Origin of the sequence: Nocardia bhagyanarayanae (genome assembly GCF_006716565.1) — a bacterium.
Lineage (GTDB): Bacteria > Actinomycetota > Actinomycetes > Mycobacteriales > Mycobacteriaceae > Nocardia > Nocardia bhagyanarayanae.
Window position 1 is genome coordinate 5227290 of record NZ_VFPG01000001.1, and the last position, 25960, is coordinate 5253249.

29 protein-coding genes and 1 pseudogene are annotated in these 25960 nt (G+C 67.7%); 14 read left to right on the forward strand and 16 right to left on the reverse strand.

Annotation, left to right across the window (positions count from 1 at the left end; all coding sequences use genetic code 11):
* Positions 1-39: 39 nt before the first annotated feature.
* Together FB390_RS22715 and FB390_RS22720 are read right to left on the reverse strand one after the other, a co-directional pair.
* A complete protein-coding gene (locus tag FB390_RS22715) occupies positions 40-765 on the reverse strand; it encodes a cation efflux transmembrane domain-containing protein (protein WP_141811964.1) in 726 nt (241 codons plus the stop codon).
* Positions 762-1097: an ArsR/SmtB family transcription factor gene (locus tag FB390_RS22720; protein ID WP_141810762.1), complete on the reverse strand. Its 336-nt coding sequence runs from the start codon at positions 1095-1097 to the stop codon at positions 762-764. The genes FB390_RS22715 and FB390_RS22720 overlap by 4 nt, the downstream gene beginning before the upstream one ends.
* 93 nt (positions 1098-1190) lie before the next feature.
* Between FB390_RS22720 and FB390_RS22725 the strand changes: the two genes are divergently transcribed.
* The 6 genes and pseudogenes from FB390_RS22725 (at position 1191) to FB390_RS22745 (ending at position 4027) form a co-directional block, all read left to right on the forward strand.
* Positions 1191-1535: a hypothetical protein gene (locus tag FB390_RS22725; RefSeq protein WP_141810763.1), complete on the forward strand. Its 345-nt coding sequence runs from the start codon at positions 1191-1193 to the stop codon at positions 1533-1535.
* A complete protein-coding gene (locus FB390_RS34365; protein ID WP_246124164.1) occupies positions 1532-1684 on the forward strand; it encodes a MerR family DNA-binding transcriptional regulator in 153 nt (50 codons plus the stop codon). The genes FB390_RS22725 and FB390_RS34365 overlap by 4 nt, the downstream gene beginning before the upstream one ends.
* A complete protein-coding gene (locus FB390_RS22730) occupies positions 1681-1974 on the forward strand; it encodes a MerR family DNA-binding protein (protein WP_246124165.1) in 294 nt (97 codons plus the stop codon). The genes FB390_RS34365 and FB390_RS22730 overlap by 4 nt, the downstream gene beginning before the upstream one ends.
* Positions 1964-2248 (forward strand): hypothetical protein, encoded by a 285-nt coding sequence (locus FB390_RS22735; protein ID WP_141810764.1) that lies wholly within the window; start codon positions 1964-1966, stop codon positions 2246-2248. Before FB390_RS22730 ends, FB390_RS22735 begins: the two co-directional genes overlap by 11 nt.
* A gap of 24 nt (positions 2249-2272) precedes the next feature.
* Positions 2273-2371, forward strand: a pseudogene (locus tag FB390_RS22740) (YnfA family protein); the annotation flags it as partial.
* Positions 2372-2458: 87 nt separating this feature from the next.
* Positions 2459-4027: a serine/threonine-protein kinase gene (locus FB390_RS22745; protein ID WP_141810765.1), complete on the forward strand. Its 1569-nt coding sequence runs from the start codon at positions 2459-2461 to the stop codon at positions 4025-4027.
* A 33-nt stretch (positions 4028-4060) separates the two neighbouring features.
* Here FB390_RS22745 and FB390_RS22750 read toward each other — a convergent pair whose 3' ends face one another.
* Positions 4061-4534 (reverse strand): winged helix-turn-helix transcriptional regulator, encoded by a 474-nt coding sequence (locus FB390_RS22750; RefSeq protein WP_141810766.1) that lies wholly within the window; start codon positions 4532-4534, stop codon positions 4061-4063.
* An 82-nt stretch (positions 4535-4616) separates the two neighbouring features.
* On the opposite strand from FB390_RS22750, the gene FB390_RS22755 reads away from it, so the two are divergent.
* Positions 4617-5951, forward strand: a complete 1335-nt coding sequence (locus FB390_RS22755) for an MFS transporter (RefSeq protein WP_246124166.1) — start codon at positions 4617-4619, stop codon at positions 5949-5951.
* Between the two features lie 111 nt (positions 5952-6062).
* Here FB390_RS22755 and FB390_RS22760 read toward each other — a convergent pair whose 3' ends face one another.
* The 4 genes from FB390_RS22760 to FB390_RS22775 form a co-directional block, all read right to left on the reverse strand.
* A complete protein-coding gene (locus FB390_RS22760) occupies positions 6063-6785 on the reverse strand; it encodes an alpha/beta fold hydrolase (protein WP_141810767.1) in 723 nt (240 codons plus the stop codon).
* A gap of 68 nt (positions 6786-6853) precedes the next feature.
* Positions 6854-7567 carry an alpha/beta fold hydrolase gene (locus FB390_RS22765; RefSeq protein ID WP_246124167.1) on the reverse strand — a complete coding sequence of 238 codons (714 nt, stop codon included), beginning with the start codon at positions 7565-7567 and terminating at the stop codon, positions 6854-6856.
* 167 nt (positions 7568-7734) lie between these two features.
* A complete protein-coding gene (locus FB390_RS22770) occupies positions 7735-8421 on the reverse strand; it encodes a response regulator (protein WP_141810769.1) in 687 nt (228 codons plus the stop codon).
* Positions 8418-9521 carry a sensor histidine kinase gene (locus FB390_RS22775; protein ID WP_141810770.1) on the reverse strand — a complete coding sequence of 368 codons (1104 nt, stop codon included), beginning with the start codon at positions 9519-9521 and terminating at the stop codon, positions 8418-8420. The genes FB390_RS22770 and FB390_RS22775 overlap by 4 nt, the downstream gene beginning before the upstream one ends.
* 205 nt (positions 9522-9726) lie before the next feature.
* Between FB390_RS22775 and FB390_RS22780 the strand changes: the two genes are divergently transcribed.
* The gene (locus FB390_RS22780) at positions 9727-10137 is read left to right on the forward strand and encodes a DUF6223 family protein (RefSeq protein ID WP_141810771.1); all 411 of its coding nucleotides are present in this window, start codon (positions 9727-9729) and stop codon (positions 10135-10137) included.
* Between the two features lie 688 nt (positions 10138-10825).
* Complete coding sequence (locus tag FB390_RS22790; RefSeq protein ID WP_221639347.1) at positions 10826-12025, forward strand: FAD-dependent monooxygenase; 1200 nt, start codon at positions 10826-10828, stop codon at positions 12023-12025.
* Between the two features lie 74 nt (positions 12026-12099).
* Here the strand turns inward: FB390_RS22790 and FB390_RS22795 are convergent, their stop codons facing one another.
* Both FB390_RS22795 and FB390_RS22800 read right to left on the reverse strand, forming a co-directional pair.
* Positions 12100-12585 (reverse strand): hypothetical protein, encoded by a 486-nt coding sequence (locus tag FB390_RS22795; RefSeq protein ID WP_246124168.1) that lies wholly within the window; start codon positions 12583-12585, stop codon positions 12100-12102.
* Positions 12586-12898: 313 nt separating this feature from the next.
* Positions 12899-13543, reverse strand: a complete 645-nt coding sequence (locus FB390_RS22800) for a class I SAM-dependent methyltransferase (protein ID WP_141810774.1) — start codon at positions 13541-13543, stop codon at positions 12899-12901.
* A 38-nt stretch (positions 13544-13581) separates the two neighbouring features.
* On the opposite strand from FB390_RS22800, the gene FB390_RS22805 reads away from it, so the two are divergent.
* Positions 13582-14019 carry a MerR family transcriptional regulator gene (locus FB390_RS22805; RefSeq protein ID WP_141810775.1) on the forward strand — a complete coding sequence of 146 codons (438 nt, stop codon included), beginning with the start codon at positions 13582-13584 and terminating at the stop codon, positions 14017-14019.
* 102 nt (positions 14020-14121) lie between these two features.
* Here FB390_RS22805 and FB390_RS22810 read toward each other — a convergent pair whose 3' ends face one another.
* On the reverse strand, positions 14122-15057 hold the full coding sequence (locus tag FB390_RS22810) for a helix-turn-helix transcriptional regulator (protein WP_141810776.1): 936 nt from the start codon (positions 15055-15057) through the stop codon (positions 14122-14124).
* 179 nt (positions 15058-15236) lie between these two features.
* Here FB390_RS22810 and FB390_RS22815 point away from each other — a divergent pair, with 179 nt between their 5' ends.
* A complete protein-coding gene (locus FB390_RS22815; RefSeq protein ID WP_141810777.1) occupies positions 15237-16010 on the forward strand; it encodes an SDR family oxidoreductase in 774 nt (257 codons plus the stop codon).
* 176 nt (positions 16011-16186) lie between these two features.
* Here FB390_RS22815 and FB390_RS22820 read toward each other — a convergent pair whose 3' ends face one another.
* Positions 16187-16768 (reverse strand): CGNR zinc finger domain-containing protein, encoded by a 582-nt coding sequence (locus tag FB390_RS22820; protein WP_246124169.1) that lies wholly within the window; start codon positions 16766-16768, stop codon positions 16187-16189.
* A 101-nt stretch (positions 16769-16869) separates the two neighbouring features.
* Between FB390_RS22820 and FB390_RS22825 the strand changes: the two genes are divergently transcribed.
* The gene (locus FB390_RS22825) at positions 16870-17733 is read left to right on the forward strand and encodes an SDR family NAD(P)-dependent oxidoreductase (RefSeq protein WP_141810778.1); all 864 of its coding nucleotides are present in this window, start codon (positions 16870-16872) and stop codon (positions 17731-17733) included.
* Positions 17734-17941: 208 nt separating this feature from the next.
* On the opposite strand, the gene FB390_RS22830 is transcribed toward FB390_RS22825, so the two are convergent.
* Positions 17942-18994, reverse strand: a complete 1053-nt coding sequence (locus FB390_RS22830) for a saccharopine dehydrogenase family protein (protein ID WP_141810779.1) — start codon at positions 18992-18994, stop codon at positions 17942-17944.
* Between the two features lie 144 nt (positions 18995-19138).
* On the opposite strand from FB390_RS22830, the gene FB390_RS22835 reads away from it, so the two are divergent.
* Positions 19139-20134, forward strand: a complete 996-nt coding sequence (locus FB390_RS22835) for an AraC family transcriptional regulator (RefSeq protein WP_141810780.1) — start codon at positions 19139-19141, stop codon at positions 20132-20134.
* A gap of 223 nt (positions 20135-20357) precedes the next feature.
* On the opposite strand, the gene FB390_RS22840 is transcribed toward FB390_RS22835, so the two are convergent.
* Positions 20358-21266 carry a TIGR03620 family F420-dependent LLM class oxidoreductase gene (locus FB390_RS22840; RefSeq protein ID WP_141810781.1) on the reverse strand — a complete coding sequence of 303 codons (909 nt, stop codon included), beginning with the start codon at positions 21264-21266 and terminating at the stop codon, positions 20358-20360.
* 77 nt (positions 21267-21343) lie between these two features.
* Here FB390_RS22840 and FB390_RS22845 point away from each other — a divergent pair, with 77 nt between their 5' ends.
* Positions 21344-21949 (forward strand): TetR/AcrR family transcriptional regulator, encoded by a 606-nt coding sequence (locus tag FB390_RS22845; protein ID WP_141810782.1) that lies wholly within the window; start codon positions 21344-21346, stop codon positions 21947-21949.
* A 32-nt stretch (positions 21950-21981) separates the two neighbouring features.
* Here the strand turns inward: FB390_RS22845 and FB390_RS22850 are convergent, their stop codons facing one another.
* The 3 genes from FB390_RS22850 to FB390_RS22860 all read right to left on the reverse strand — a co-directional run bounded on the left by FB390_RS22850 (position 21982) and on the right by FB390_RS22860 (position 25888).
* A complete protein-coding gene (locus FB390_RS22850) occupies positions 21982-22941 on the reverse strand; it encodes a beta-ketoacyl-[acyl-carrier-protein] synthase family protein (RefSeq protein WP_141810783.1) in 960 nt (319 codons plus the stop codon).
* Positions 22942-22943: 2 nt separating this feature from the next.
* A complete protein-coding gene (locus FB390_RS22855) occupies positions 22944-23993 on the reverse strand; it encodes a 3-oxoacyl-ACP synthase III family protein (RefSeq protein ID WP_141810784.1) in 1050 nt (349 codons plus the stop codon).
* Between the two features lie 383 nt (positions 23994-24376).
* Positions 24377-25888, reverse strand: coding sequence for a multicopper oxidase family protein (locus FB390_RS22860; RefSeq protein ID WP_141811968.1), 1512 nt, complete (start codon positions 25886-25888; stop codon positions 24377-24379).
* Between the last annotated feature and the right edge of the window lie 72 nt (positions 25889-25960).

The following is a 25960-nucleotide window of genomic DNA, read 5'->3' on the forward strand; positions in this document are numbered from 1 at the left end:
GTGCTCGGCAGGTCTGCAGACGCTCGGGGAGGCCGGGCGTCAGCGGTCCTTGTCGCTGGAGCCGTCGCAGCAGTCGCAGCCGTGCTCGTCCGTCCCGGTGGTACCGAGCAGTGCGGTCGGTGTGGGGCAGCAGGTGTCGCCCTTCCACGCGTCGCGGCCTTCCTTCACCGCGATCGCGGCGATGACGAGTGCGGCGATCGGGTCGGCCCAGGACCAGCCGAAGAGACTGTTGAGCAGCAGCCCGAACAGCAGGACCGCAGAGAGGTAGGTGCACAGCAGGGTCTGCTTGGAATCGGCTACCGCGGAAGCGGATCCGAGTTCGCGCCCGGCGCGGCGCTGCGCCCACGACAGCACCGGCATGACGACCAGGCTGACCGCGGCCAGGGTGATCCCGATCGGCGAGTGCCGCGCGTCGCCGATACCGAGCAGGCCGCGGACCGACTCGACGGTGACGTAGGCGGCGAGGGCGAAGAAGGAGAACGCGATGATTCGCAGCGCGATCTTCTCTCGTCGCTCCGGGTCGCGGCCGGCGAACTGCCAGGCCACCGCCGCGGCCGAGGACACCTCGATCACCGAGTCGAGGCCGAACCCGATCAGCGCGGTCGAGGACACTCGAGCGCCCTCGGTGAGCGCGATGACCGCCTCGACGACGTTGTAGGAGATGGTCGCGGCGACGAACCACCGGATCCGCCGCGCCAGCACCGCCTTACGGTCCGGGCTCGGCCCGGCCGAGACCGGAGAGGGCATCCCGAGGGAGGCCATCAGCAGCATCCCGCGGTGTCGGAATCCGGGCAGCAGGCGGGGTCGACCGCCAGCACCAGGCCGAGCAGGTCGTCGAGAGCGGCCCCGATGCGGGCATCGGCCAGTTCGTAGCGGCTGCGGCGACCCTCCGGGATCGCGACCACCAGTCCGCACCCGCGCAGGCACGCGAGATGGTTGGACAGGATCTGGCGCGTAACGCCGATCCGCTCGGCCAGCTCCGACGGATATCCCGGCTGCCGGCGCAGGTTCAGCAGGATCTGGGTGCGGGTCGGATCCGACAGCGCATGCCCGAACCGGGCGAGAGCGTCGGTGTGCAGCACCGGCAGAGTCTCCATGAGGCAACAGTACATCGAAATCTGTATTCAGAAAATATTGGATCGTGATTCGGGGTTGCATCCTGTACCGGGGTACAGGCTTACCGTCGAAACATGACGATCTCCTCTGAAGACGAGGGCGGGGTACCGGACGCCTGCACCCTGCCCACCGCGGAGCAGCCGATGCGGATCGCCGAGTTCGACCGCTTCTTCGCCGAATTCGCGCACACCGCCCGCCGGACTGGCCCGGCCCGGCTCGAACTCTTGCTGGATCCGGCCGCGGAACCGACCGCCCGTGATCTGGCCGCGCGGGAGTCGAGTTGCTGCTCGTTCCTCACCTTCGACTTCGACACCACCGAAGCCGGTCTCGTGATGGGCATCGGGGTTCCCGGCACCTACGTCGACGTGCTCGACGCCTTCGCCGCCCGTGCCGACAGCGCGATCGGCGGCGCCCGGTGACCACGCTGCGCACCAGCGAACTCGCCGCGGCGGCAGGGGTGAACACCCAGACGCTGCACTACTACGAACGCCGCGGTCTGCTCGCCGAACCGGAGCGCACCCTCGGCGGGCACCGCCTCTATCCGGAGCAGTCCGTCACGGTGCTGTGATCAAGGCGGCCCAGCGGCTCGGGTTCACGCTCGACGAGGTCGCCGACCTGCTCGCCGCCACCCAATTCGGCCGCGCCGATGCCGGGCTACAGTCCCGGGCGGCGGCGAAGCTGGCCGAGGTCGACGCCGAGCTCGCCGAACTCACCGCCGTGCGCGACACCCTGCGCGCGGCACTGGCCGCTGGATGCGACGACCTGCTCGCCTGTAGCGAATCACCTTGCTGCCCGGTGCCTTTCGACACGAAAGTCGACGACCGCGCGACGAGCGCAGGGGGCAGCTGTGGCTGCTGAGACACGCTGGTGGGCGCCGATCGGGGCGGGCGCCCTGCTGTGCCTGGGCTGCTGCGTCGCCCCGCTGCTCATCGTGGCCGGCGTCCTCGGCAGCGGCACATTGCTGGTCGGCCTGTCCTGGCTGCAACCGCTCGGCTTCGCACTCATCGGTATCGGTGTCGCCGGGTTGCTCTGGTCGCGGCTGCGCGCCGGCCGCACCGGCTGCCCTATCGGTGACGGCACGAATTCGTGCGCGAGCTCGGGCTGCGGCTGCACCACGACCACGGTCGCCTGAATTCCGGCATTTCAGGCTCTGCCCATGACCGTGCTGCGCTCGATACTGCTGTTCGCCTCGGCCGCCGTCGCCGAGATCGGCGGCGCATGGCTGGTCAGGCAAGGCGTTCGCGAGCACCGTGGGTCGCCGGCCGTTCGCAGGTGATCCCACTTCCCATGGGGTGATTTCGAGCGCCGTGCGTCGGCGTGTTCCGGGCGGTACGGTCGGGATATGCCCGGGCAGCGCGGCGACGGCTCGTTTGGAAACTACCGCCTCGAACGCTTGCTGGGGCGCGGCGGCATGGGCGAGGTGTGGCTGGCGCGCGACCGTAGCGGCAGCGCCGTGGCGCTGAAGGTCTTGTCCACGACGTATTCCGCGGATTCGGCCTATCGGCGTCGTTTCGAGCGAGAGGCACGGTTGGGTTCGCGGCTGCGCAACCCGCATATCGTGCCCATCCACGCCTTCGGCGAGGTCGATGGCCACCTGTTCTTGGAGATGGCCTACATCGAGGGCGTCGACCTGGCTACCCGCCTGCGGTCGGGCGCGCTCGCACCGGCGCGCGCTGTGGATGTCGTCGCGCAAGCCGCCGAGGCGTTGGATACCGCGCACGCGGCCGGGCTCGTCCATCGGGATGTGAAACCGGCCAACATCCTCGAGCACACCAGCGGTTTCGTGTACCTGATCGACTTCGGTATCGCCCGCGCCGCCGACGGCACCGCGATCACCGCCAGCGGCCAGGTTGTCGGCACGTTGCAATACATGGCGCCGGAGCGGTTCACCGGAACGCTCGACGCCCGCTCCGATATCTATTCGCTGGCGTGCGTGCTCTACGAAACCCTCACCGGGCAGGTGCCTTACGGTGACGGTGATCCCGCACGTCAGATGCACGCGCACTTGACGTCCGCACCGCCACACGCCTCACAAATCGCCGCCGATGTTCCCGCCGCGCTCGATGCCGTCATCGCTCGCGGCATGGCCAAGGACCCGGACGACCGGTACGCCAGCGCCGGGCAATTCGCCGCCGCGGCGCGCGCTGCCCTCGGCGTGCGGGCACCGGCTCAGCCGCCGCCGGTTCCGCACGGGGCCGCCGGACCCCGCCCCGCGACTCGCGTCATCACCGCCCCGGGCCCGTCGGCGACCGCGGCAGCGACCCCGTCGATGCGAGCGCGGGAGTCCCCGGCGGTCCCGCCCGTCGGCCCTCCCGGTCCGCGCGGGAACCCGTCTATCGGCGGGTGGATATCTTTCGGCGCCGGAGTGGTCGCTCTTGCCGCGCTGGCTTTGTGGTTGCTGGTCGGCGGCATCGGCTCCGGCCCGAGTCCGAGCACGACGACGAACGAAGCCGCCACTTCCGCGACCGCTCCACCGCAGACAGCCGAGGGACCGCCCTACGATGCGGCCGACGGCGCGCGCGACGGCAACTTCGCGTTCACCGTGGTGGACGCCCTGCCCAGCACCGGTCCGGGGAGCCCGGACGGTGCGGACACCATCGTGACGTTGACGGTCACCAATGTGTCCGGCCAGCAACAAGATTTCCGCATCGATGAGCAACGCCTGATCACCACGGAAGGCCGGTCGGTCGCGCCCAAGGCCGCGGACAACCCCTCCGGCGGCAACACGATCCCCCTCGGCCCCGGAAGCACCAGCACGATCCGGTTGGCCTTCGACGTCCCTGGTGACGCCAAAAAGGACGACAAGAAAGAGGACGACAAGAAGAAAGACGACAAGAAGCGGGAAGTGCCGAGCCATTTGGAGTTGCACGGCGGACCGTCGACCCCCGGCGTGATCGTGCCGATCCCGTAGTCGGCGGCCACGCGGTCGCCTCGAGCGCGGCGATCACGCATCTGTCGCCGAGGCGTGTTCACCGACCTTGCGGACTCGGGTGGTCGCCGCGGTGACACGCTCGCCCTCGCGGTCTTCGGGGTGCAGCGGGGCGATAGGGCTGTCGTGACGGTCGACGAGTGTCGAGTGCGGTTCGTCGGTGGCGAAGGCGTGCCGTTCTCCCCATTGGCGCAAGGCCACGACGACGGTGAAGAGATCCTGCCCGGCTTCGGTGAGTACGTAGCTGTGCCGCTTGCCGCCGGGGGTGGTGCTCATGGTGAGGATTCCGTGGTCGACGAGCCTGCGCAGGCGGTCGGTGAGGATGTTCCTTGCGATCCCGAGTCGCTGCTGGAATTCGGTGAAGGTCGCCGCGCCGTCCATGGCGTCACGCACGATCAGCAGGCTCCACCGATCGCCCACGAGGTCGACGGTTCGGGCGACCGGACAGGTCGGATCGGTCCACTCGCGGCCGGAGCCGAGCGCCGTCATGAGCCCTCCCAATCAGTTGCAATGTGAAACCATTGTGCCCTACCGTCAAATGGTTGCATTTTGCTACTGATTGGGAGGCGTGGTGGCGACAGGAGTGACGAGGTCGCAGCGATTCGTTCTGGCGCTGGTGTGCGCGGTGGCGGTGTCGACGATCTATGCGATCCAGCCGGTGCTCGAGGCGGCGGGCGCCGGTTTGGGCTTGGCGCGTGAGTCGCTGGGCTGGCTGGTCGCAGCCGGGCAGATCGGCTACTGCGCCGGTTTGGTCTTGCTGGTTCCGCTCGGCGACGTGGTGAATCGCCGGCGGCTCATCACCGTGCATCTAGTACTCACCGCCGCAGGGGCTGCGGTCGCGGCCGCCGCCCCGAACGCCGCCGTCGCGGTGGCGGGGCTCGCGGTCGCGGGTTTGTTCGCGGTCGTGGTTCAGGTGACTGTCGCCTATGTCGCCGCGGTCTCCGCGCCGAGCGAACGTGGCCGGAATATCGGCGCGGTGACCTCGGGTGTGGTGATCGGCATCCTCGGCGTCCGGGTCCTCGCGGGGGTGCTGGGCGACACGGTTGGCTGGCGTGCCGTGTACGCGCTGCTCGCCGTGCTCTGTGTGGCTCTGGCCCGCACCGTCCACGCGACGCTCGACCCGGACCGCGAGGTTACCGGCGCACGGTACGGGCACGTGCTGGCGTCGATGGGGCGGCTCGCGCGCACGGATCGTCTGTTGACGAGCCGAGGCCTGATCGCCTTCTTCCTATTCGCGTCCTTCGGAACGCTCTGGAGCGGGCTGGCCCTCCCCCTCGGCGCCGAGCCCTGGAACTTCGGCACCACGCAGATCGGCCTCTTCGGAGTGGCGGGCCTGGCCGGAGCGCTCGGCGCCGCGCGCGCGGGACGATGGGCCGATTCCGGTCGCGCACAAGCGATCACCGGCTCCGCACTGGCGTTGCTCACCGCTTCCTGGCTGCTCACCGCCCGGATCGAAACAACACTGGTGCCGCTTGTCATCGGCATCATCGTGCTCGACTTCGCCGTCCAGGCGGTACACGTCAGCAGCCAACATCTGCTGACCACAGCCCACCCGGACCGCGCCAGCAGCGTCATCGGCGCCTACATGGCCTGCTATTCCCTCGGGTCCGCCCTCGGCGCGATCACGACCACGTGGGCGTACAGCACCTGGGGATGGTCGGCCTCCTGCTGGACGGGCGCGGCCTATTCGCTCGTCGCGCTGGTGCTGTGGGGACTCGCCCAGGTCGCCGACAGCACAGGGCGCGATGCCGCGAGTTCGCCCGAGCCCCCGAGTCCGGTCGGGCGAACTTGCGATGCACCTCTACACCAACCAGATCAGGACGAGCACCACGGCGATGACGACGAGGATCGTGATGGCAAGGTGGGGTGCGGGCACCCTGCGCGTGGCCGGCGCATCGGCGGGTGAGACATCGTCTCGACCGTGGTCGGCAGGCACCGATTGATCATCGAAACGTTCGGACATGCCCCAGCCTTACCCGTGCGCCGGGCCGGAAAACTACCTGGTGGCGGACCGCCTTCAGCGCGGAGTCGTGGCCCGCACGACGAGTTCGGCCACGTCTGCCGGACGCGAGACCGCGACGGCATGCGAGGCGGTGACCTCGACCGTTGTCGCGTTCGCCCGCTCCGCCATGTACCGCTGCGCCTCGATCGGGATGTTCTTGTCCTCGGATGTGAGCAAGGCGTAGGTCGGCAGGTCGCGCCAGGCGGTGGCCGAGGCGCCTTCCTGCAGGGCGGCGAGCGCGACGGGGCGCTGGGTGATGCCCATCAGTTCGCCGGTGGCGGCGGGTGTGTCGGCGGCGAACTGGGTGTGGAACGCATCCTGGCGGATGTAGAGCTCGGTGCTGGTCGAGCCGTCGGGCAAGGGGTAGGTGGCCGGGCGGGTGGTCGGGCCGAGGGTGGAGCCGGGGAACTTGTCGGTGAGTTCCAGGGCGCTCTCGCCGAGATCGGGGATGAAGGCCGCGATGTAGACCAGGGCGGAGACGTTCGCTTTGCCCGCAGCGGCCACGGTGATGACGCTGCCGCCGTACGAATGGCCGACCAGGACACAGTCGCCTTCGATCGAGTCCAGGACCGAGGCGATGTATGCCGCGTCGCTGTCGAGGCCACGCAGCGGGTTGGCGGCCGCGATCACCGATGTGCCTGCGGCGCGCAGTCTTTCGGCGACGCCGTTCCAGCTCGACGAGTCGGCGAAGGCGCCGTGGACGAGGACGACGGTGGGACTGCTGTTTTCGTTGCTCACGGGAAGGTCTCCTTGTGGATAGGCGCGGACGGTTCAGGCCGAGCGCGGCGCGGACGCGCAGGTTTCGGTCAGCCGATTTCGGCGAGGGCGCCGGTGATCACCGACGCGACTTCCTCGGGGTGGGTCTGCATCACGAGGTGGGGTGCGTCGAGTTCGGTGACGGAGCGCAGACCGGCCCTGCGATAGCCGAAACGCTGCACATCGGGGTTGATGGTGTGGTCGGCGGCCGAGACGATGCCCCAACCCGGCGTGGTTCGCCAGGCCGCCAGCGACGCTGTCTCGCCGAAGGCGTCGGCCGACAGCGGCCGCTGCGACACCGCGAGCACGCGTGCTCTCGTCGAGTCGAGGCCGGCGGCGAATACCGAAGGAAACGCGTCGATTTCGACGGACACGTCGGTGCCGGTGGCGCCGTCGGAGGTCGGGTAGGGCGAGTAGACCAGATGGTCGGCAAGGCTCGAGCCGGGGAATCGGCCCTGTAGCTGGGCCAGGCTCTCCCCTTCCTCGAGTGCGTAGCCGGAGACGAAGACGAGTCCGGCCACATTGTCGGCGGCCCCCGCGACGGTGATGACGGCGCCGCCGTAGGAGTGTCCCGCCAGCAGGACCGGTCCGTCGATCTGTTCGACCACCGACCGGACCGAGGCGGCGTCGGCGGCGAGACTGCGGTTGTAGACCGGCGGCGCGAGTACCCGATGTCCGCGTTCGAGCAGAAGCTCGATGACCGGACTCCAACTGGAGGCATCGGCGAAGGCGCCGTGGACGAGAACGATGGTCGGTGGGGGCAAGGCGAGTCCTTTCGACTGCGAGGTGTTGCTGTGCGGCATTCAGTTTCGGCCGCCAACGCCGCCTGCGCCCCTCTCCACCGGCCGTAAATGCCTCCGATCAGGACAAGCCTTCCCGGTCCCGCGGCCATGCGCCGAGGTGAATCCGTCGCGCGGAATCGTTGCTGGAGTCAGCGGGACCGCGGCTGTCCGGAGTTGTGTGGCGTCACCAGGCCGGACTCGTAAGCGACGACCACGAGTTGGGCGCGGTCGCGGACCTGGAGCTTCGTCATGGCTCGGTTGATGTGGGTCTTGGCGGTCAGCGGGCTGATGACCATGTGGTCCGCGACCTGGTCGTTGGACAGGCCTTGCGCGACCAGCGCCACGGCCTCGCGTTCGCGGTTGGTCAGTTCCTCGAGTCCTGTGGCGAGACCGGTGCCGGTGGCCAGCGGCTGGGTGACGAACCGGTTGATCAACCGGCGGGTGATCGACGGAGCGAGCAGGGCGTCGCCGCGCGCGGCCACACGGATGGAGTGCAGGAAATCTTCCGGCTGAATGTCTTTGACGAGGAATCCGGCCGCACCGGCGCGCAGCGCGTGAAAGACGTATTCGTCCAAGCCGTAATTGGTCAGGATGACTACGTGCACCCCGGCCAAGGCCGGGTCGGCCGATACGCGCCGGGTCATCTCGATGCCGTCGACGACCGGCATCTGTATATCGATGAGCGCGATATCGGGCAGATGTTGCCGGGCCAGGGCCAGGCCCTCGCTCCCGTCGCTGGCTTCGGCTACGACTTCGATGTCGTCCTCGAGGTCGAGCAGCGCACGGAATCCGCTGCGAATGAGCGGCTGGTCGTCGACGAGCAGGACTCGGATCATGTTCGGTCCACAGGAAGTTCGGCCTGCACGGAGAAGCCACCTCGGCTGCGTGGCGCGGCCCGCAGGTGACCGCCGAGGGCGGTGACTCGTTCGCGCATCCCGAGCAGCCCGACGCCGTCCGCGGGCGCGCGGCCGGGGGTGGCCTTGCCGTCGTCGTCGACTCGGACGACCAGAGTGTCGGGGCGATAGTCGATCCGGACCGACGCGGTCGCGGCGGCGGCGTGACGGGTGATGTTGGTGAGCGACTCCTGAACTATCCGGTAGACGGTCCGATCCACGGCGACTGGCAATTCCTGGCGTTGCCCTTCGATTGTCAGGGTCGCGTCCAACCCGGCCGTCCGAGCTCGCTCCACCAGGTCGGGGACGTGATCGAGTCCGTGCGGCGGTGTGACCCCGTCGTCGCGCAGCGCCTCGAGGGTCGCGCGCAGCTCCCGTGCCGCCTCCCGGCCGGCATCTCGGATCGCCAGCAGGGCCTCGGGCACCTCTTCGCCTCGTTTGCGGGCTACGTGGACGGCGGCCTCGGACTGAACCTTGATCACCGAGATCTGGTGCGTCAGTGAATCGTGCAACTCCCGCGCGATGTGTAGTCGCTCCTCGTCGGCGCGGCGCCGCGCGGTCTCCTCTCGCGTGCGCTCGGCTTCGTCGGCGCGCCGTTCGGCCTGCCGCAGCGCTTCCCCGGCGGCACCGGCCGCGATCAGCCACGCGATCTCGAGTGCGTCTCGGGCCTGCGCGAAGGCCGCACTCGTTTCGTGCAGGGAAGCCAGGGCCGCGAGCGGCAGAGCGGCCAACAGAGCCACCGACGCAGCCACCGTGACCATGCGGTGTCCAGCCCGTACCGCGGCGTATACCGCGAACAGGAACGCGACGGCGGGCACGTCGAATCCGACGGCTTGGTACGCCAATGCGGACAACCCGGTGAGAATTAGCACGGCGACCGGGGCCCGGCGTCGCGCGGCGAGCGCCAATCCCCCGGCTATCAGCGACGCGTAGCCCAGCGGATCGAGATTCGTCGGGGCGTGCTGTTTCGACAGACCGGTGACCAACAAGATCGCCGCCAACCCGACCGCGATCGCCCAATCCACGATCCGTCCCCTGTTCATGCGTGCACCCTAACTGGATTCTCACGCGAGCAAATCCTGCTGACGGACGGTCAACCGACTACCGCACCCGCAGTACTTCACGAGATTCCAGCGGCAGTCGCTACCGCGACCGGTGCAGCGCGAAGTGCCTACGTCCGCACGATGTTGCGCGGTCCTCCGGCCGACATCATCGGACGACATCCCGTCGCACGACAAGGAGCACCTCATGTCCGTCCGTCATATCCTCGGCGCCACCGCCGTCCTGCTGGGAGCCTTCGCGCTCAGCTCACCGGCCGTCGCGCACGCCTCCATCCAGTCGAGCGCAGCGAGCGTGTCCACCATGAGCTCCGGGCGACTCGGGGCGATCGTGGCCACGGTTGTGGGGCTGATCGGCGTGAGCGTCGGCGGGTCGGCGCTGGCCCGATCCACCCGAATCGGCAGCAGTAGGAACGCGGCCCTCGTGGCTTTGGCGGCGGGCCTGACCACCGTGGTTATCGGCGGGCTGGTCGTCGCCACCGCCGACGGTGGTCTCGGCACCGGAAACGGACTGGGCGGAGCTCTGGTGGCACTGGCCGTCGGATTGATCAGCATCGTTGTCGGCGGGCTGCTGATGGTCCGCGCCCGTCGCGCGGGCTGATCCGTCTCTGATTGCGACCTCTCCGCCGCCACCGGCTCACTTCGCTGCGGAGCACTCGGGCGCCCTCGGATTGGGCAACGGGCGGGCAAATTGTGGAAATTTTAAATTGATTATGGCGGCGACTTCACAGTCCGGCGAAACCGCGTAGAATTCCAGCAGGTCGGGACAGCATTTTTGGAGTCCTATCATGATCGAAAGAAAGAAATCACACACGAAGTTCGCACGGTTGGCGGCTGCTGCCGGTATAGCAGCAGTTGCTGCGATTCCGGTCGCCACAGCCACAGCCGCAGCGCAAGCGCCTACCGCGCAGGCAGCGACACCCGATTCCGCAACCCAACTCGTCAACAGCCCCGGTTGGGGTGGTGGCCACGGTTGGGGCGGCGGCTGGGGCTGGGGCGGTGGCGGTTGGGGATGGGGTCACGGTGGCGGTTGGGGATGGGGCGGCGGCTGGGGATGGAATCCCGGCGGCTGGTGGAATTGGTGGAACCCGCCTGGCTGGGGTGGCTGGGGCGGTTGGGGCAGCTTCTAGCGCCGGTGACCGAGCCCGGACACGCGGTGCGTGTCCGGGCTCGGTCGCATCGAGTACCGATCGTATGAAGCCAGATTCGACCGACCGGCTGGAGCTGGTGACGACATGAAGATTGTGTGTATCGGTGGCGGGCCGGCGGGGTTGTACTTCGCTATTTCGATGAAGCGACGCGACCCGGCCCATGACATCACGGTGATCGACCGCGATCCTCCCGGGTCCACCTATGGCTGGGGCGTCGTGTACTGGGACGACCTGCTCGACCTTCTGTATCGGAACGATCCCGACAGCGCCCAGGCGGTGCGTGCCGGGTCGGTCGTGTGGCGGGAACAGGCAATCCATGTGGGCGACGACCAGACGGCGCATTTCGGGGGCTACGGGTTCAGCATGGGGCGCGCCGCATTGCTCGACGTACTTTCCCGGCGGGCGAGCGACCTCGGCGTCGATGTCCAGCACGGGCGAGAGGTCCACGATCTGTCCGGCTTCGACGACGCCGATCTGATCGTCGCCTCCGACGGCGCGAACAGCCGGGTACGGCAGCTGGGTGACGATCGTTTCGGCACGTCCGTCACACTCGGCGAGAATCGATATATCTGGCTCGGTACGGACAAGGTCTTCACCCGATTCACCTTCGCCTTCGAACACACCTCGGCCGGCTGGATCTGGTTCCACGCCTATCCATCGGTCGCCGGGAAGATCAGCACCTGCATCGTCGAGTGCCAACCGCAGACCTGGCAGGGGCTGGGTTTCGATTCCCTGGACAACTCCGAGAACTTGCGTGTTCTGGAAAAAATATTCGCGCGCCATCTCGACGGTCACTCGTTGATCAGCAAGACACGAGGCGAGTTCGCAAGGTGGAGCCGCTTTCCCGAGGTAACAAACAAAAGCTGGTATCACGACAACGTGGTACTGCTCGGCGACGCCGCGCACACAACGCATTTCACCATCGGTTCGGGCACCCGGTTGGCAATCGTCGACGCCGTCGTGCTCGCGCAGAATCTGTACGAGCATGCCGAGGTCGCCGACGCGCTGGAGAACTACGATGCGCAGCGGCGCGCCGCGCTGCGTCCGATACAGGCCGCCGCCCGTGGCAGCATGGTCTGGTTCGAACACGCCGACCGGTATCTCGACCGCAGCGCCGTGCAATTCGCCTATGCGATGGCGGCTCGGCACGGGCTTCAAATGCCGTGGCGATATCAGCTACACCTGCTCACGCAGGTACCCCCTGTGCGCAAGGTCCGGCGTGCCATCGACTCCGGACAGCGGTGGCTGCGGGCTGCCCGACGGGGGGAAGTCACGAAAGCGCTGCCCTCGCAACGGCGCCCATCCGACCCACTCCCGACCGATCGGTCGAAGCCCTGATCCGCGACTCCAGGGGTCGGTGACCGGCCGTCGAGTGTGCCGTGTCCGGCGATCACCGGACACGGCACACTCGCTCAGCTCAGCGTGAACGCCGCCGTGCCCGAGATCTGCTCCATCTCCCGGTCGTTCGAGTCCAGCGCGACGATCCGAGCCTCCACCCGGCCGGCGCCCGGCGCCGTGCCGAAACCGACGATCACTCCGTCCACCGTGTGCTGGACGACACCGTTGACGACGCGGTGCTTCTGCCCGTCCGCGTACCCGGTATCCAGGTTCTTGAAGCGAACAGCGACCTTCCAGTCCGAGCAGCCTTCTCCGGTCTGGGTGACCTTCACCCGCACACCGAACGTGCCGGGCGTTTCCTGCGGCACGGTGACCGCATCGATGATCGCCGAGCAGCTGGTCGGAATCAGGCGCGTCAGTGTCGGCGTGAACGGAGCACCCGGCTCGTGCGGAATGGCGGTGGACGGCCCTGCGAGCCCGACCATCCCGGCGGCGGTCACCGCTGCGATGACACCGGCGCGCGCCGAAAACTGTTGCAGCTGTGTGCGATTGAGAGTCATGACCGGTCTGTCGGGTGCTCTGCAACCACTGTTACACAGTCATGGCGTTAGTGAAATCACTGTAACATCCGGAGAAGACGCCGTTGACGATCTCATCGGTCAGGACCGAAAGCCGTTACAGCTACGACGATCTCGGCCCAACCGATCCGCCGATGCCGAGCCTTCAGAGGATGGCGCCCCCTCCCGCCTCGATCATCCGACCGCCACAGAAGCGGGAGGCACCCGCAGCCCCTCGCCGCCCGCGGTGCCCAGCGCCCAAGCGGACATAGCCTCCACACGGCACTATTCGGGCTGCTGGCCGTGCTGTCGGCAGTTATGAGGTCGGGTTGATGGCGAGCACACAGGCAACGGGCGGGTCGAGGTCGAGGGTTTCGACCCGCAGGTCGGTGAAGCCGGCGTCGGTGAGCATGTCCCGGAGTTCTTCGGCTGCTTGGACCGTGGTGTCCCGGGTGGCGCCCGGGCAGCGGGGCTGGCTGACGAGCGCGATGCGTCCAGCGGGGCGAAGCAGGCGGCGCAGTTCACGAAGCCGCTCCACCGGGTCGCGCCAGAATCCCACGGAGTTGACGGCGAGTATGGCATCGAGCGGATCGCCGAATCTCGGCAACTGGTCCACCGAGGCGTGCGTGAGATGCACGCGTCCAGCACGGACGGCGACGGCGTTGCGGCGGGCGGCATGCCGGACCATGGCTCGGGAGTGGTCGATGCCGAAGACGTGGCCCTGGGTGGCGCGGCCGGCGAACTCGGCGATGGCGACGCCGGGACCGAAGCCGATCTCGAGTACCCGGTCGGTGGGCTGCACGTCCAGCAACGACACTGCCCAGATGTTGCGCTGCCGGTTGGAGGGGCGTAGCGCGAACATCCAGCCGTTCATCCACCCGACGACGCCCCGAGGGTGACCGGCCTGACGCACCAAGTATCTGATCGCGCGTTGCTGGAGAGTTCTGGCTGTTGTCTGCATGATCGCCAGTCAACGGCTTCAAGTACGCTCGAAGTCAAATGAGTGACCAGCTGACGATCGGCGAGCTGGCGAGCCGCACCGGTGTCGCCGCCTCCGCGTTGCGTTACTGGGAGGAGCAGGGCCTGCTGCCGGCCCCCGCCCGCGTCGCGGGCCAACGGCGTTATCCGCCGGCGGCGGTCGGGCTGGTCGGTGTGGTCGTGGCGCTTCAGAACATCGGTTTCACGTTGCGGGAGATCAAGGCGTTCATGGCGTCTCGTTCCCCGGCCGAGGCCGGGTGGCGGGAGCTGTACCAACGCAAGCTCGCCGAGCTGGATCAACGGATCGCCCAGGCACTGGCGGCACGCACCGCCATCGCTCACGGTCTGGACTGCCCGCACCAGGACATTGTCGAGTGCCCCAACTTCGCGAGCGGGGTCACGGCGCTTCTGGCGGGACATTCTCTCGAAGAGGCTCACGCGCAGGTTCATTCGCACTGACCTCGCCGTCGAAGCGGGCGGCCTCGCTGCTGGGCGCGTGAGATGAGGGCTTTGGACCCGGGACCGCCCCCGGTCTTCCGGACTATCCAAGCCCTGAACATGTCAGCGTTCCTCGGTCTCCAACCGTTCAGCATGCCGCGCACCGGGGTGTTCCGCATCGGAACCGCCAGTCGCCGGGTGCGCGGGCGGAGTCTGCGACCCGGTCCACGCGGCGAGCAGCCGCAGTGCGGTCTCCGAGGCCGAGCCTGCCTCGGCGGTGTAGATGCACAGCGTCTGGTCGGGATCGCCTGGTAGCGAGACGCTTTCGTAGTCGATGGTGAGATCACCGACGAGGGGGTGGTGGTAACGCTTGGTGCCGTGACTGCGTTCGCGGACGTTGTGGTCGGCCCACCAGCGCCGGAATTGCGGGCTCTTGACAGCGAGTTCGCCGACGAGTTCGGCCAGCAGCGGGTCGTCGGGGTGACGGCCGGCGTCCAGGCGCAGGACCGCGACGTTGTCTCGGGCGACCTCTTCCCAATCGAGGTACAGCTCGCGGGCGGACTCGTCGAGGAAGGTGTAGCGCAACATGTTTCGGTCCCGGGGCGGGAGCGCCTCGAAGTCGGTGATCAGAGCCCGGGCGAGACGATTGGCGGCGAGGATGTCCATGCGACGGCCGAAGACGAAGGCGGGCATCACGTCGTCGACCGTCTCGAGGATGCGGCGGATCCCGGGACGGACCCGCTGCACTCGCGCCGGAGTCCGGCGCCGGGCGCGCCGCGGATTCGCCCGGGCGATCTGGAACAGATAGGAGCGCTCGACCTCGTCCAGGCGCAGGGCGCGGGCCACGGCGTCGAGGACCTCGTCGGAGACGTTGATATTGCGTCCTTGCTCGAGCCGGCTGTAGTAGTCGACGCTGACCCCGGCGAGCTGGGCGACTTCTTCGCGGCGCAGCCCCGGCACCCGGCGTACCCCGCCCGTTCCGCCGATCTGCATGTCGTCGACGTTCAGGCGCGCGCGGCGGGTCCGTAGGAACTCCTTCAGCTCGGCATTGTGCTCCATGCATCCAGTCTGACGGGCACGGCGGCCACACACCGCGACCAAGGTCGGTCTGCTGGACCCAGGTTCGCCGGACCTAGGTCGAGCAGGGCGCGATTTGGGCGGCCGCGGGCCCTGCTCCCGCTGTTGTATCGAATGCGCGGCGCACCCGCCGCGGACGACACACAGGAGAGATCACACCCATGACTACTCACAACACCTCCCCGCTCGCCGGCCGCGTCGCCGTGGTGACGGGCGCCTCGAGCGGCATCGGCGCCGCGACCGCCAAGCGGCTGGCCGCGTCCGGGGCGACGGTGGCCGTGCTCGCACGCCGGGCCGATCGGCTCGAACTCCTGGCCGAGGAGATCGCGCAGGCGGGCGGGACGGCGCTGGCCCTGACCGTCGACGTCACCGATGCGCAGGCCCTGCACGCCGCGGCCGAGCGGGTGGCCGCCGAACTCGGTACCGCCGATCTGCTGTTCAACAATGCGGGTGTCATGCTGCCCGCACCCGTCGACGAGCTGCCGGTCGAGCAGTGGCAGCGCCAGATCGATCTGAACGTGACCGGCCTGATGAATGCCATCGGCGCGTTCCTACCCCAGTTGATCGCCGCGGCCGCGGAAAAGGGCGTGGCCGATCTGGTCAACACATCCTCGATCGCCGCGCAGAACCTGTTCCCGAATTTCGCGGTGTACTCGGGTACCAAGGCCTACGTGACGCACCTGTCGCGGACCCTGCGCGCCGAACTCGGCGCCAAGGATGTCCGTGTCTCCGCGATCGAGCCGGGCATCGTCGGCACGGAGCTGCAGAGCCACGTCACCGACGCCGGCGCGCAGGAATGGCTCGAGAGTTCGAAACAGGAGATGACCTGGCTCGATCCGGAAGATATCGCCGAGGCCGTCAACTTCTTGGCGTCCCAGCCCGCGCGCGTGAACCTGCAGCAGGTCACGATCATGCCGACCCGGCAGCCGGCGTAAGCGAATCATCCGGGACGGCGGGTTCGTCCACATTGCGCGCTCGGGCCGGTCGGCGACGGGCGTGCCCTCTGGCTTCACGCGACGCCTCGTCGTCGGCGAGAACGCTTGCCGCGAGCCGTTTCCGGGCTTTCCTGGGCGGCTCGGTCGAGTTGCTGCGCGTCGAGGCGGGCTCGGTATCAGGAGCTGGCTTGCTTGCGGCGCTGCCGAAGAGCGCGCATCGACACCTGCGATCCGCATCCGGGGCTGCAGTAGCGCGCCGCCCGGTTGCGGGTGCGATCGATGAAGCCGAAGTGGCACGGCGGATTGCAGCATGCCTTGATCCGCATCCAGTCCCCGCGCTGCGCCGTCTCGGTCACCGCGGCGAGAACGGCGCCCAAAGCGCCGGGGACACCGGTCGATCCGGCGAGGAGCTGCGCCGTTTCCGCGGTGACGACCGTTGTGAGCGGATAGCGCACACCCGCCTGCCGCAGATACCGCTCCGCCTCGGCGACCTGCGCGTCACCGATATCTGGATCACCCGAGTGTGTCAGCAGCACCGTGACCAGTGCGTCGCGAAGCTCACGCGCAGCCACCGCGTCGGAGTCGGTCACCACGGTGGCGGCGTCGAGCAGACCATGCTCGATCGCCCAGTCCGCGAATCCCGAAGCGGTGCCGAAGACCTCGACACCTCCCGCGCCGTCGGCCCTGGTGTTGACGAACTGCAACACCAAAGCAGCGGCATCCTCGCTCCACTTCCCTGCCTCACGCGTCGCCTCCACTCCTCCACGATACCAACACGACAAGCGGCTAACCCAGTCGATCACAACGCTCGCGCTGAAACGACTTGAAATGTTGCGAGCTAAATGGATACGCTCGCAACATGACGAATGCAGGAAACACCCCACCGATCTGGTTCATCACCGGCGCCTCCTCGGGTATCGGACGAGAGTTAGCAGTTCAGGCGCTGACGGCCGGAGAAACCGTGGTCGCGGTGGCTCGACACACCGAAACCCTCAGTGACTTGGGAGAATCCGACCGGCTGCTCACGATCGAGGCGGACGTGCGCGACGAGACAGCCGTCGCGAAGGCGGTCGAGCAGAGCGTGGCCCGCTTCGGTCGCATCGACATCGTCGCCAACCTCGCCGGCTATGGACTCTTCGGGGCGGTCGAGGAAGCAGCCGACGCGCAGGCACGGGCGATCTTCGATACCAACGTCTTCGGCGTACTCAACGTGCTGCGCTCGACACTGCCGGTGCTGCGGGGTCAGCGGTCCGGGCACATCCTGCAGGGCTCGTCCTACTACGGTCAGACCGCAGATCCCGGCGTCGGGCTGCTCGCAGCCACCAAGTACGCCGTCGAAGGGCTCTCCGACGCGCTCGCAGCCGAAGTGGCGCCACTCGGAATCCACGTGACCCTCGTTCAGCCCGGCCTCACCGCAACACCTTTCCTGTCCAATCTCGACACGGCTACAGCGACCCACGCCGACTACGACCAGACCGTGCGCGCCCTACTGCAGGCGATCCAAGCGCTGCCGGAATCGGCGTTCTCCAGCGCCGAGCGCGTGGCCGCCGCCATCCGCACGGCCGTGGCCGGTGACACCCCGCCCCGCCGGCTCGCCCTGGGCATCGCCGGCGCCGCCAGCATGCGCACCGCGCTCACCGCCCGCCTCGCCGAACTCGACGAATGGGCCACCCTCACCAACCAGGTCGACGCCGAGCCCCGCGTTCACGTCCACACCGGATAGACGCCTCGCGTGCTGGCCGCTGTCGCGTGATGCCGGTGTGGTCGGCGAAGTCACGGATGACCAAGCCGCGGACCTTGAACGCTCAGCGCGTAGGTACGTGCCAGAACCGTCGGTGGTGGACAGACTCGTGTCGGTCCACCACCGACGGGTAGTGGTGCATCCGAACGGAATCCGACTTCGAGTTCGGCTGACAGACGTGACATCTGTGTCACTTCACTGTCGGGATCGCCTCGATGGTCCAGCTGAGGTCGTGGCCGGAGAGGGTTTCGAGGAAGTCAGCGGGATCGAACGCTTGCGCGGGGGTTCGTACTCCGGCGGCAGTGTCGCCTGCCGCCAATCGCCGGGCTGCTTCGACCGCGGCGACGGCGGTGGTTCCGTAGGTGTCTCGGCCTCGGATGACCCCCCGTGTCTGCTGACCTCGGTGGTCCACGGCGTCGAGCAGATAGGTGAATTGCTGTGCGGCGCGGTCGTGCTCGTTCGGGCCTGGGGGAAGCCCTGCGATCAATTCCGGCGTGATGGGTGTTTCGAGGCTGGCCTTCAAGGTCGCCTCCAGCAGGCTTTCGACATGATCGACCTGCACGTGCCGGGGGATGGTGACTACCTCGCACGTCGGCAGCGCAGCCATCGCGACGGACTCCCCGCCGGGCAAGGTGATTCGATCGCGCCGGGCCGGAATCCCGCTGCGCCAGGCGCCGTCGTCATAGATCAGCCCGCCGGACCGCATCGTGTCCATCGTCGCCAACGCCGAGCGCAGCGATCCGCGTGAGAGACCGGCAGCACCTGTGATGAAGTGGCTGACAGTGATCTCCGCCAGCGGCCCGGTCCGCTCGGCGATCAGGTGCGCGAGCAGGTCGCCCGGCAAGCAGCCGTCGTTGACTGCCGGCACGACCGTGACACCCGCACGCTCGGCGTCGCCGTCGAAGGAATCGAAAACGCCCTTCACATACAGTTGCTCGCCCGCGGTGTCGACATAGTGGGCGCCGGCTGCGATCGCGGCATCGACCATCACTGCGCCGGAGGTGGTGAACGGTCCCGCACAGTTGATGACGACATCGCTACCCGCCAAAGCGGCAACGAGAGCGGCGCGGTCGTCGAGACCGGCTACCCGGAGGTCGGCGTCGGGAATTCCGACCTCGGCGGCTGCGGATTCCAGCCGCGTTCGATCTCGACCGACGAGCCGGACCTCTACGTCATGGCGGGACGACTCGGCAAGGGTGAGCTTGCCCTGATAGCCGTTGGCGCCGTAGACGGTGATGAGCATGTCAACTCCTGTGGCTGAACGATTCGCTGCATGATCAGCAGCTATTCGAACTTAAAGCCAACGATCTGCGACGCTCAATGCGTCAGAATCCAAGATCTATACGAATTCGTCTCGATCAGGTCGTGATTTGATATTTTCGATGGTGTGGATCCTCTTTCTGACGTGGTGACCGCGATGCGGATCGGCGAGCCTCATTCGGGCCGGGTCAGCCACCATGCGCCGTTCGGCTGGCAGTTTCCGGCCTTCGATGCCGCAGGATTCCATGTGGTTCTGGCAGGCACCTGCTGGTTCCTGCCCCCGGCCGCCGATCCGATCGCGCTGCGGCCGGGCGACATCGTCCTGCTTCCGGGAGGATGCGCCCACGGGCTGGCCGACGATCCAGCCACGCCACTACGTCCAGCTGCCACCTCGCTGCGCCGGGTGAACCCGCGACCGTCCCGACCGGACACCGCATCCGAACCGCGACCGGAGGCCGTGCTGCTGTGTGGTGCCTACCTTCTCGATCGAAGCCGGTCACACCCGATGCTCGCCGATCTGCCCGAGGTCATCCACCTGCCCGCCCCGGAAACTCGCCATACCCCGGTCGGGGCGATCATCGATCTCCTCGACAGCGAACTCGCCGCCGACCGGCCCGGACACGATGCCATGCTCCGCTCGCTGCTCGACGCGCTACTGCTACACATCCTGCGCCGCTGGCTCGACCGCCAAACCGACACCGGGTGGTCGGCCGCGCTACACGACCCGGCCATCGCCGCGGCGCTCTCGGCGATCCACGGCTCGCCCGGGCACGGCTGGACCGTGGCCGAACTCGCCGCGCACGCCGGGATTTCCCGAGCTGGCCTCGCCCGCCGATTCACCGAACTGATCGGCCGGCCACCCATCGCCTACCTCACCTGGTGGCGCATGACCCTCGCGGCCCGGCAACTGCGCGATACCGACACTCCGCTGACGGTCATCGCCCGAGACGCCGGCTATGCATCCGAGTTCGCGTTCGCCCACGCGTTCAAAAACGAATTCGGCCACCCACCAGGCCAATTCCGAAAGAAGAACCCGCCAGTTCAACCACCGGATCGGAACGTGGGCCGATCGAGCGGCTCCGCGACTCGCGCAGTCACACACGCCGCCGAATCCGAAAGATAGACCCGAACACCCGGCGCCCAGGAAAGCCACACCACCATTTGCAGACCACGTCGGCAGCCGGTCGTTCGGAAAAATCTACTCGGACATGGATTTCGGTGCGTCTTGGTGCCGCGTTGGCCTTCCGGTTGTTCCGAGGTTTCTGAAAGAGGATCACGCGTTGGTGAGCAGATCAGGAAATCCTGCCGCCGCAGGTGATCCTTGAACGGCCCTGGACACGCATCGGTCAGCGAAGGCTGTCATCGATAGTGGCCAGCAGTTTCCATTGCTGTGCCGGGATGGTGAACGGCTCGGCTGATAGCGCCTGAAGGCAGACGTGATCCGCGCCGGCGGCGATATGGGCGGCGATCCGTTGTCGCACTTGGTCTTCCCCGATCGCGACCAACGCGTTGACGAGCCGGTCGCTGCCGGGTGCGGTGAGATCGGCGTCGGTGAAGCCGAGTCGCTGCCAGCTCGCGCGGTAACCGGGGTTGGGCAGGTAGGCGCCCACATGTGCGTGAGCGCGTGTCCGGGCGTCCGCGTCGTCGGCCCCGACCACGACGGCCTGTTCGACCACGAGCGTCCGGTCCGGTCCGAGGGTGGCGCGGGCCTGCGCGGTGTGTTCGGGCGTCACAAGATAGGTGATAGCGCCGTCGGCCCTGTCCCGAGCCAGCTGCAGGGCGCGCGGACCGAGCGCCGCCAGGATGCGAGGTAACCGACCGGAGTCGGGCAGTCCGAGCTGGGCACGCAGGGTGTCCGGTGTGTCGAGATCGTCGAGGTAGTCGCGCAAGGTGGCCAGCGGTCTGCGATATTCGAGTCCGAGCACTCCTTCGACGACTCGGGGATTGGATGTGCCGGTCCCGAATACGAACCGATCCGGATAGGAATCCAGGACGGCCCGGGCCGAGGCTCGCATCCAGTGTGGATGGCGGCCGTATGTCACCGCGATCCCCGTGCCGACCAGCAGTCTGTGGGTCGCGGCGAGCAGTCCGGCGGCAGTGACGAACGGGTCGTGCGCGAGTCCTTCGCTGAGCCAGATCGCGCCCAAACCCAGTTCCTCCAGCTCCGCCACCAGCCCCGTCGCTACGGCCGGCGCTTGCAGATCGAGCCCGTTCACCCAGATGCCGGTGCGCGGCAAGCTTGTCGGCAACACCATGTTCGACTCCCGTCCACTACAATTCGGAATGCCACTCCAAATATACGGAGTGGCATTCCACTTAGCCGAGGAGCCCCATGGAGCGAGCCGAATCACCGCCACCGGGCGGTGTGCGAGCCGATGCCCGCCGCAGCCGCGCACGACTGCTCGAGGCCGCCCGGACGATGTTCGCCGGCGAAGGCGTCGACGTGTCGTTCAACGAGATCGCCCGCCGCGCCGGTGTCGGCCCCGCCACCCTCTATCGGCATTTCCCGCAGCGAGAAGACCTCATCGCCGCCGTGGTCGGCACGAGCCTCGAGGAGGTCACCACACTCGCGAGCACCCTCGACACCGAGCCCGATCCCGCTGCCGCACTGTCGTTATGGGTTGCCGCGCTGGTGTCGCACATTCGTCGCGTTCGCGGGCTGTCCGAGGAGATCATGCGTGCCCTCGAGGTCCCCGACAGCCCATTGGCGCCGCATTGCGCCGCAGCCCTGGCCGCGGCCGAGACCGTCCTGGTCCGTGCCCAACGGGCCGGACGTGCGCACCCCGAAGCCACCACCGACGACATCGTCAAGATCGCCAGCGCCATCGCGTGGACCAGTGACCAGTCCGACATCACCGCGGCGGCCACCGACCGTCTTCTCGGCCTTGTGCTGCACGGCATCATCGGCCCGGACAAGACGCGACCCCTACACGCCTGACACCACTCTTACCCAGCCGAACCGTTCTGGTATCAACGAACTCCGGTGGCGGCCCGGCTGTGCGTTCGTCCAGAGGTCGCGGGCATTCCGGGCGTGCGCGATGCCGACCGCGGGTGGTAGGCCAGGCAGGCTGCCGAGGCCCCGTCCGCGGCCAGGAAGATCACGGTGCGCGCCGTATCGAGCAGACCCACATCCAGTGCGTTCAGGTAGGCGTACACCGGGGCCGCGGTATAGGGAACGCCGATCGATGGAGCGAAACCGATCACCGACCGTGCCGGGATGGCGAGTGTGTTCGCCAAGCGGGTGCGGAATCCGGACACGTGGGCTGGAGCCAGCAGCAGGGCCTGCCCCTCGGCGAAATCGCCTCCGTCGAGTCCCTCCTCGTCGACGCAGGAGCGCACGACCGCCACGGCCAAATCGACCGGGTCCTGCGCACCGGCACGGATGCTGATGACGCGACGGCCTTCGGTGCCGGCGTCACCCAGATCCACCCAGGCCGTCGGGTCGACCGTGCCGGGGGCCTCACAAGTGTGGAGGCGACCGAAACCGCCTGCGGCAGGCGAGCTTCCGAGCAGTAGCGCGGCGCCACCGCTGGTGTACGGGAAATCGCTGACGTGGCGCTCGGTGGAGGGGTGGACATCGCCCGCTACGAGCAACGCGTACTCCACCCCGCCGGTGGCCAGGAATGCGTCGGCGGTCACGATGGCGTGCAGCAGACCGGTGGCGCCTTGCATCAGATCGAAGGAGAATGTCGGCGTCTGCCCGGCTTCGTAAGCGAGGCCCAGCCCGATCCGTTTCTGAATGAGCGCCGCTACCGCGGGCTCGCAGAGGTTGCTGTCCCGGAACACCCCCGTGTTGATCAGCATTCCGATCTCGTCGAGGCCGACATCCGCACGCTGCACGCAGGTGCGCGCCGCGCGTGCAGCCAGTTCGAAGTAGCTGCCGGTGCCGGGGTCGGAGTCGGTCGCGGCCGAGATGATCATCGTTGCCATGCTCATGCCTCCAAGCGGGAGATGGTCGCGGCGAGGTATCCGGAGACGATTCCCGAGGCCGCCGGGCACATGAGGATCTTCGATCCTTTGGGGATCTTTTGTTGCGCGAGATGCTCGTGCAGTACCAGGAAATGCGAAGTCGAGGCGGTATTGCCGTAGTCGTGCAGCACGTTGAGCGCTTGCGGCATCGGCGTGCCGAAATGGCGCTCGGTCAAGTCCGAGATGTAGCCGATCGCGGGTCCGCTGAACTGGTGATGGATCCAGTAGTCGAATTTCTCGCTCTCCCAGCTGCGCCCGGTATCGGCGAGGAAATCAGCCAGCCGGTTGATGGCCTGCTGGTAGCGGGCTTCGTTCTGCATGGCCCGGTTGTCGGTGTACATCGCCATTCCACCGGTTCGATCACTGGGCATCCCCAGGCAATGCTCGGCGCCGTCGGCGGCGGTCATGAGTTCGACGTAGTGGAGCTCGTCATCGTCGTCGCCGCGACCGTCCAAGACGACCGCGGCTGCGGCGTCCCCGACGGTCAGCGACGCGAACTGCGGGTCGTACGGCTGGCTGATCTCCCGTGCCGCGGTCTCCGCGATCGGGGTGATCTGCTCACCGCTGACCACCAAGCCATTACGCACAACCCCGGCCCTGATCATCCGATCCAGCACCATCACCCCCGTGAACATTCCGGCACACGCGTTCGACACATCGAAACACCGCGCCGCGTCCGCGCCGATCGAACGACCCAACATCACCGCGAAAGACGGCGCATAACAAAAGATTCCCGCGCCGCGAGTGCGTGTGATGGAGGCCGAGATGATGACGTCGAGTTCGTCGACGGCGTAGCCGGAGTGCTGCAGACAATCATCGATCGCACGCAGTGCCAAATCGAAGGACGACTCATACCGGTCCGGATGACTGTCATAGACACGTCGATTCCGGATTCCCGTGATCCGCTCGAGGTCCAGCGACTTCGGCACGGTCAGCTCGGCGGTCAGATCCTCGGTGGAGCGAACAGTTGTCGGTGTGTAGGCACCGATCGACTCGAAACGCGTACGGAGCATCATCCCTGCTTTCCGCTTCAGTTCGGCAACAAAGATCACGTGTCGCGCTGGGCGACAGAGTCGGTCGTGGAAACGTGACGCCGCTGCGGCTACCCGGTCTGTCCTATCGGCCTCGCGCTGACCTCGCACAGCCGCTGTGCGACCCCGTCATCTCGGGCCAGGCGCGACGTAGTCCCTGATCAAGATCGTCTTCACAGGCGACCACCATGCCACAGAAATTTCGTCACAGACTGCCGACACGAGCGTCCGGACAAAATTCTTCGGCTACCCCCGAACATGATGCACCAGAACAATACTGAGCAACCGTCCAGCTAGAGGGCGGCACCGTGGCGTCGCCGAAACGTCGGCCGATCAGCCGCCCACACCGCCCCGGGGCCGCTGGATCAGTGCCGGTAGGACAACACGCTCATCATCCCCGCCTCACCGTGATACGCGTTGTGGCAATGCAGCATCCACTGCCCAGGGTTGATCGCGTCGAAGTCGACCTCGACGGTGTCACCGGCAGCGACGACGACCGTGTCCTTGCGGGGGCCGCCGCCGCTGCCGTCTGCCACGGCGAAGGTGTGCCCGTGCAGGTGCATCGGATGAAACATGGTGGTGGCGTTGACGAATCGCAACCGCACTCGCTGCCCCTCGAATACCTCGAACATCGCATGCCCGTCCTCGTGGACGGCGCCGTCGAGGGGCGCGTGGTCGTTGATCGTCCACACATACTTCGAGGCGTCGGCGACCAGCCTTACGTCGAGCACTTGATCGGGGGCGCGTGCCGGCAGACGTACCGCCGCCTCGGCCCGCAGACCGGTCACCGTCAGCGGCGCCGTCGCCAGTTCCCGGACTCGTACCTGCGGGTCCGGTGGCTGGCCAGAGCCGGTGCGGATCAGCGCCATCGCCCGCCCGGACTTGCCCTCGGCCGATGCAACGAGCGGGAACACGCCCTCTTGCAGATCGACGAGCACGTCGTAGCGTTCCCCCATCCCGATCAGCAGCGACTCGGTCGTCACCGGAAACACCGGGAAACCGTCGGAGTGGGTGACCTGCAGCTGATGGCGGCCGATGGCGAGGCGGAAAGCGGTGTCGGCGGCGGCGTTGACGACCCGCAGCCGCATCCGCTGCCCAGGGCGGGCGGTGAAGGTCACCGGATCGGTCGGGGTACGCCCGTTGATCAAATACAGCGGGTACGTGACGTCGCCACCGTGATCGCCCAGCGGCGCCTGCTGCGGCCCGGAGTGCCCGCCGTGTCCGCCGGACTCGGAGGGGTGGGCGCTCATATCGTGCATCCCGGCGGCCCGCAGCCGCGCCAGCTCCGTGTCGGGGTCGCGGCGGTCGATACCGTCGAGCCAGTCGTCCAGCACGACAACGGCTTCCAGGTCGTAGCGTGCGCCGTCGTCGGGGTCCTCCACGATCAGCGGCGCATACAACCCGCGGTCCAACTGCACGCCGACGTGCGGGTGCAGCCAGTAGGTGCCCGCATCGGCCACGGTGAACTCGTAGTCGAATCCGGCTCCCGGCGTGATCGGGGCCTGGGTGAGGCCCGGTACACCGTCCATGTCCGCGCGCAACGCCAGCCCGTGCCAGTGCACCGTCGTCGTGGCTTGCGGTAAGGCGTTCTCGACCCGGACGGCGGCTACCTCTCCACGCCGCAGGCGGATCTCCTGACCCGGGAGTCGGCCGCCGTAGGTCCAGGTCGGCACCTGCACTCCACCCAGGTCCACGATCGTCGGCTCGGCCCGCAACGCGAACTGCCGGATCGGTGCCGAACCGGTGCGCCGCCGCGCCTCGGCCGCGCGTACCGCCTCCGAATCCGCGCCCACCGCCACCGTGGGCCGCGGCCCCCGCGAGCAACCCGCCGCCACCGCCCCTAGCCCAGCGGCCAGAAAACCCCGCCGCGACCACATTCCTTCACCGCTTCCGGTCACGCATGAAGCCTAGTATCCACCCCGTATAACCCCTGAGGGGTATACGGCGCG

Bases quoted from the DNA above. Each gene is read 5' to 3' on its own strand.
- FB390_RS22810 (WP_141810776.1), bottom strand. From the start codon at position 15,057: ATGGAGCACAATGCCGAGCTGAAGGAGTTCCTACGGACCCGCCGCGCG.
- FB390_RS22745 (WP_141810765.1), top strand. From the start codon at position 2,459: ATGCCCGGGCAGCGCGGCGACGGCTCGTTTGGAAACTACCGCCTCGAA.
- FB390_RS22780 (WP_141810771.1), top strand. From the start codon at position 9,727: ATGTCCGTCCGTCATATCCTCGGCGCCACCGCCGTCCTGCTGGGAGCC.
- FB390_RS22770 (WP_141810769.1), bottom strand. From the start codon at position 8,421: ATGATCCGAGTCCTGCTCGTCGACGACCAGCCGCTCATTCGCAGCGGA.
- FB390_RS22855 (WP_141810784.1), bottom strand. From the start codon at position 23,993: ATGCTCCGTACGCGTTTCGAGTCGATCGGTGCCTACACACCGACAACT.
- FB390_RS22815 (WP_141810777.1), top strand. From the start codon at position 15,237: ATGACTACTCACAACACCTCCCCGCTCGCCGGCCGCGTCGCCGTGGTG.
- FB390_RS22800 (WP_141810774.1), bottom strand. From the start codon at position 13,543: ATGCAGACAACAGCCAGAACTCTCCAGCAACGCGCGATCAGATACTTG.
- FB390_RS22830 (WP_141810779.1), bottom strand. From the start codon at position 18,994: ATGCTCATCACCGTCTACGGCGCCAACGGCTATCAGGGCAAGCTCACC.
- FB390_RS22775 (WP_141810770.1), bottom strand. From the start codon at position 9,521: ATGAACAGGGGACGGATCGTGGATTGGGCGATCGCGGTCGGGTTGGCG.
- FB390_RS22850 (WP_141810783.1), bottom strand. From the start codon at position 22,941: ATGGCAACGATGATCATCTCGGCCGCGACCGACTCCGACCCCGGCACC.
- FB390_RS22795 (WP_246124168.1), bottom strand. From the start codon at position 12,585: ATGACTCTCAATCGCACACAGCTGCAACAGTTTTCGGCGCGCGCCGGT.
- FB390_RS22725 (WP_141810763.1), top strand. From the start codon at position 1,191: ATGACGATCTCCTCTGAAGACGAGGGCGGGGTACCGGACGCCTGCACC.
- FB390_RS22720 (WP_141810762.1), bottom strand. From the start codon at position 1,097: ATGGAGACTCTGCCGGTGCTGCACACCGACGCTCTCGCCCGGTTCGGG.
- FB390_RS22845 (WP_141810782.1), top strand. From the start codon at position 21,344: ATGGAGCGAGCCGAATCACCGCCACCGGGCGGTGTGCGAGCCGATGCC.
- FB390_RS22750 (WP_141810766.1), bottom strand. From the start codon at position 4,534: ATGACGGCGCTCGGCTCCGGCCGCGAGTGGACCGATCCGACCTGTCCG.
- FB390_RS22860 (WP_141811968.1), bottom strand. From the start codon at position 25,888: ATGTGGTCGCGGCGGGGTTTTCTGGCCGCTGGGCTAGGGGCGGTGGCG.
- FB390_RS22805 (WP_141810775.1), top strand. From the start codon at position 13,582: ATGAGTGACCAGCTGACGATCGGCGAGCTGGCGAGCCGCACCGGTGTC.
- FB390_RS22825 (WP_141810778.1), top strand. From the start codon at position 16,870: ATGACGAATGCAGGAAACACCCCACCGATCTGGTTCATCACCGGCGCC.
- FB390_RS22840 (WP_141810781.1), bottom strand. From the start codon at position 21,266: ATGGTGTTGCCGACAAGCTTGCCGCGCACCGGCATCTGGGTGAACGGG.
- FB390_RS22790 (WP_221639347.1), top strand. From the start codon at position 10,826: ATGAAGCGACGCGACCCGGCCCATGACATCACGGTGATCGACCGCGAT.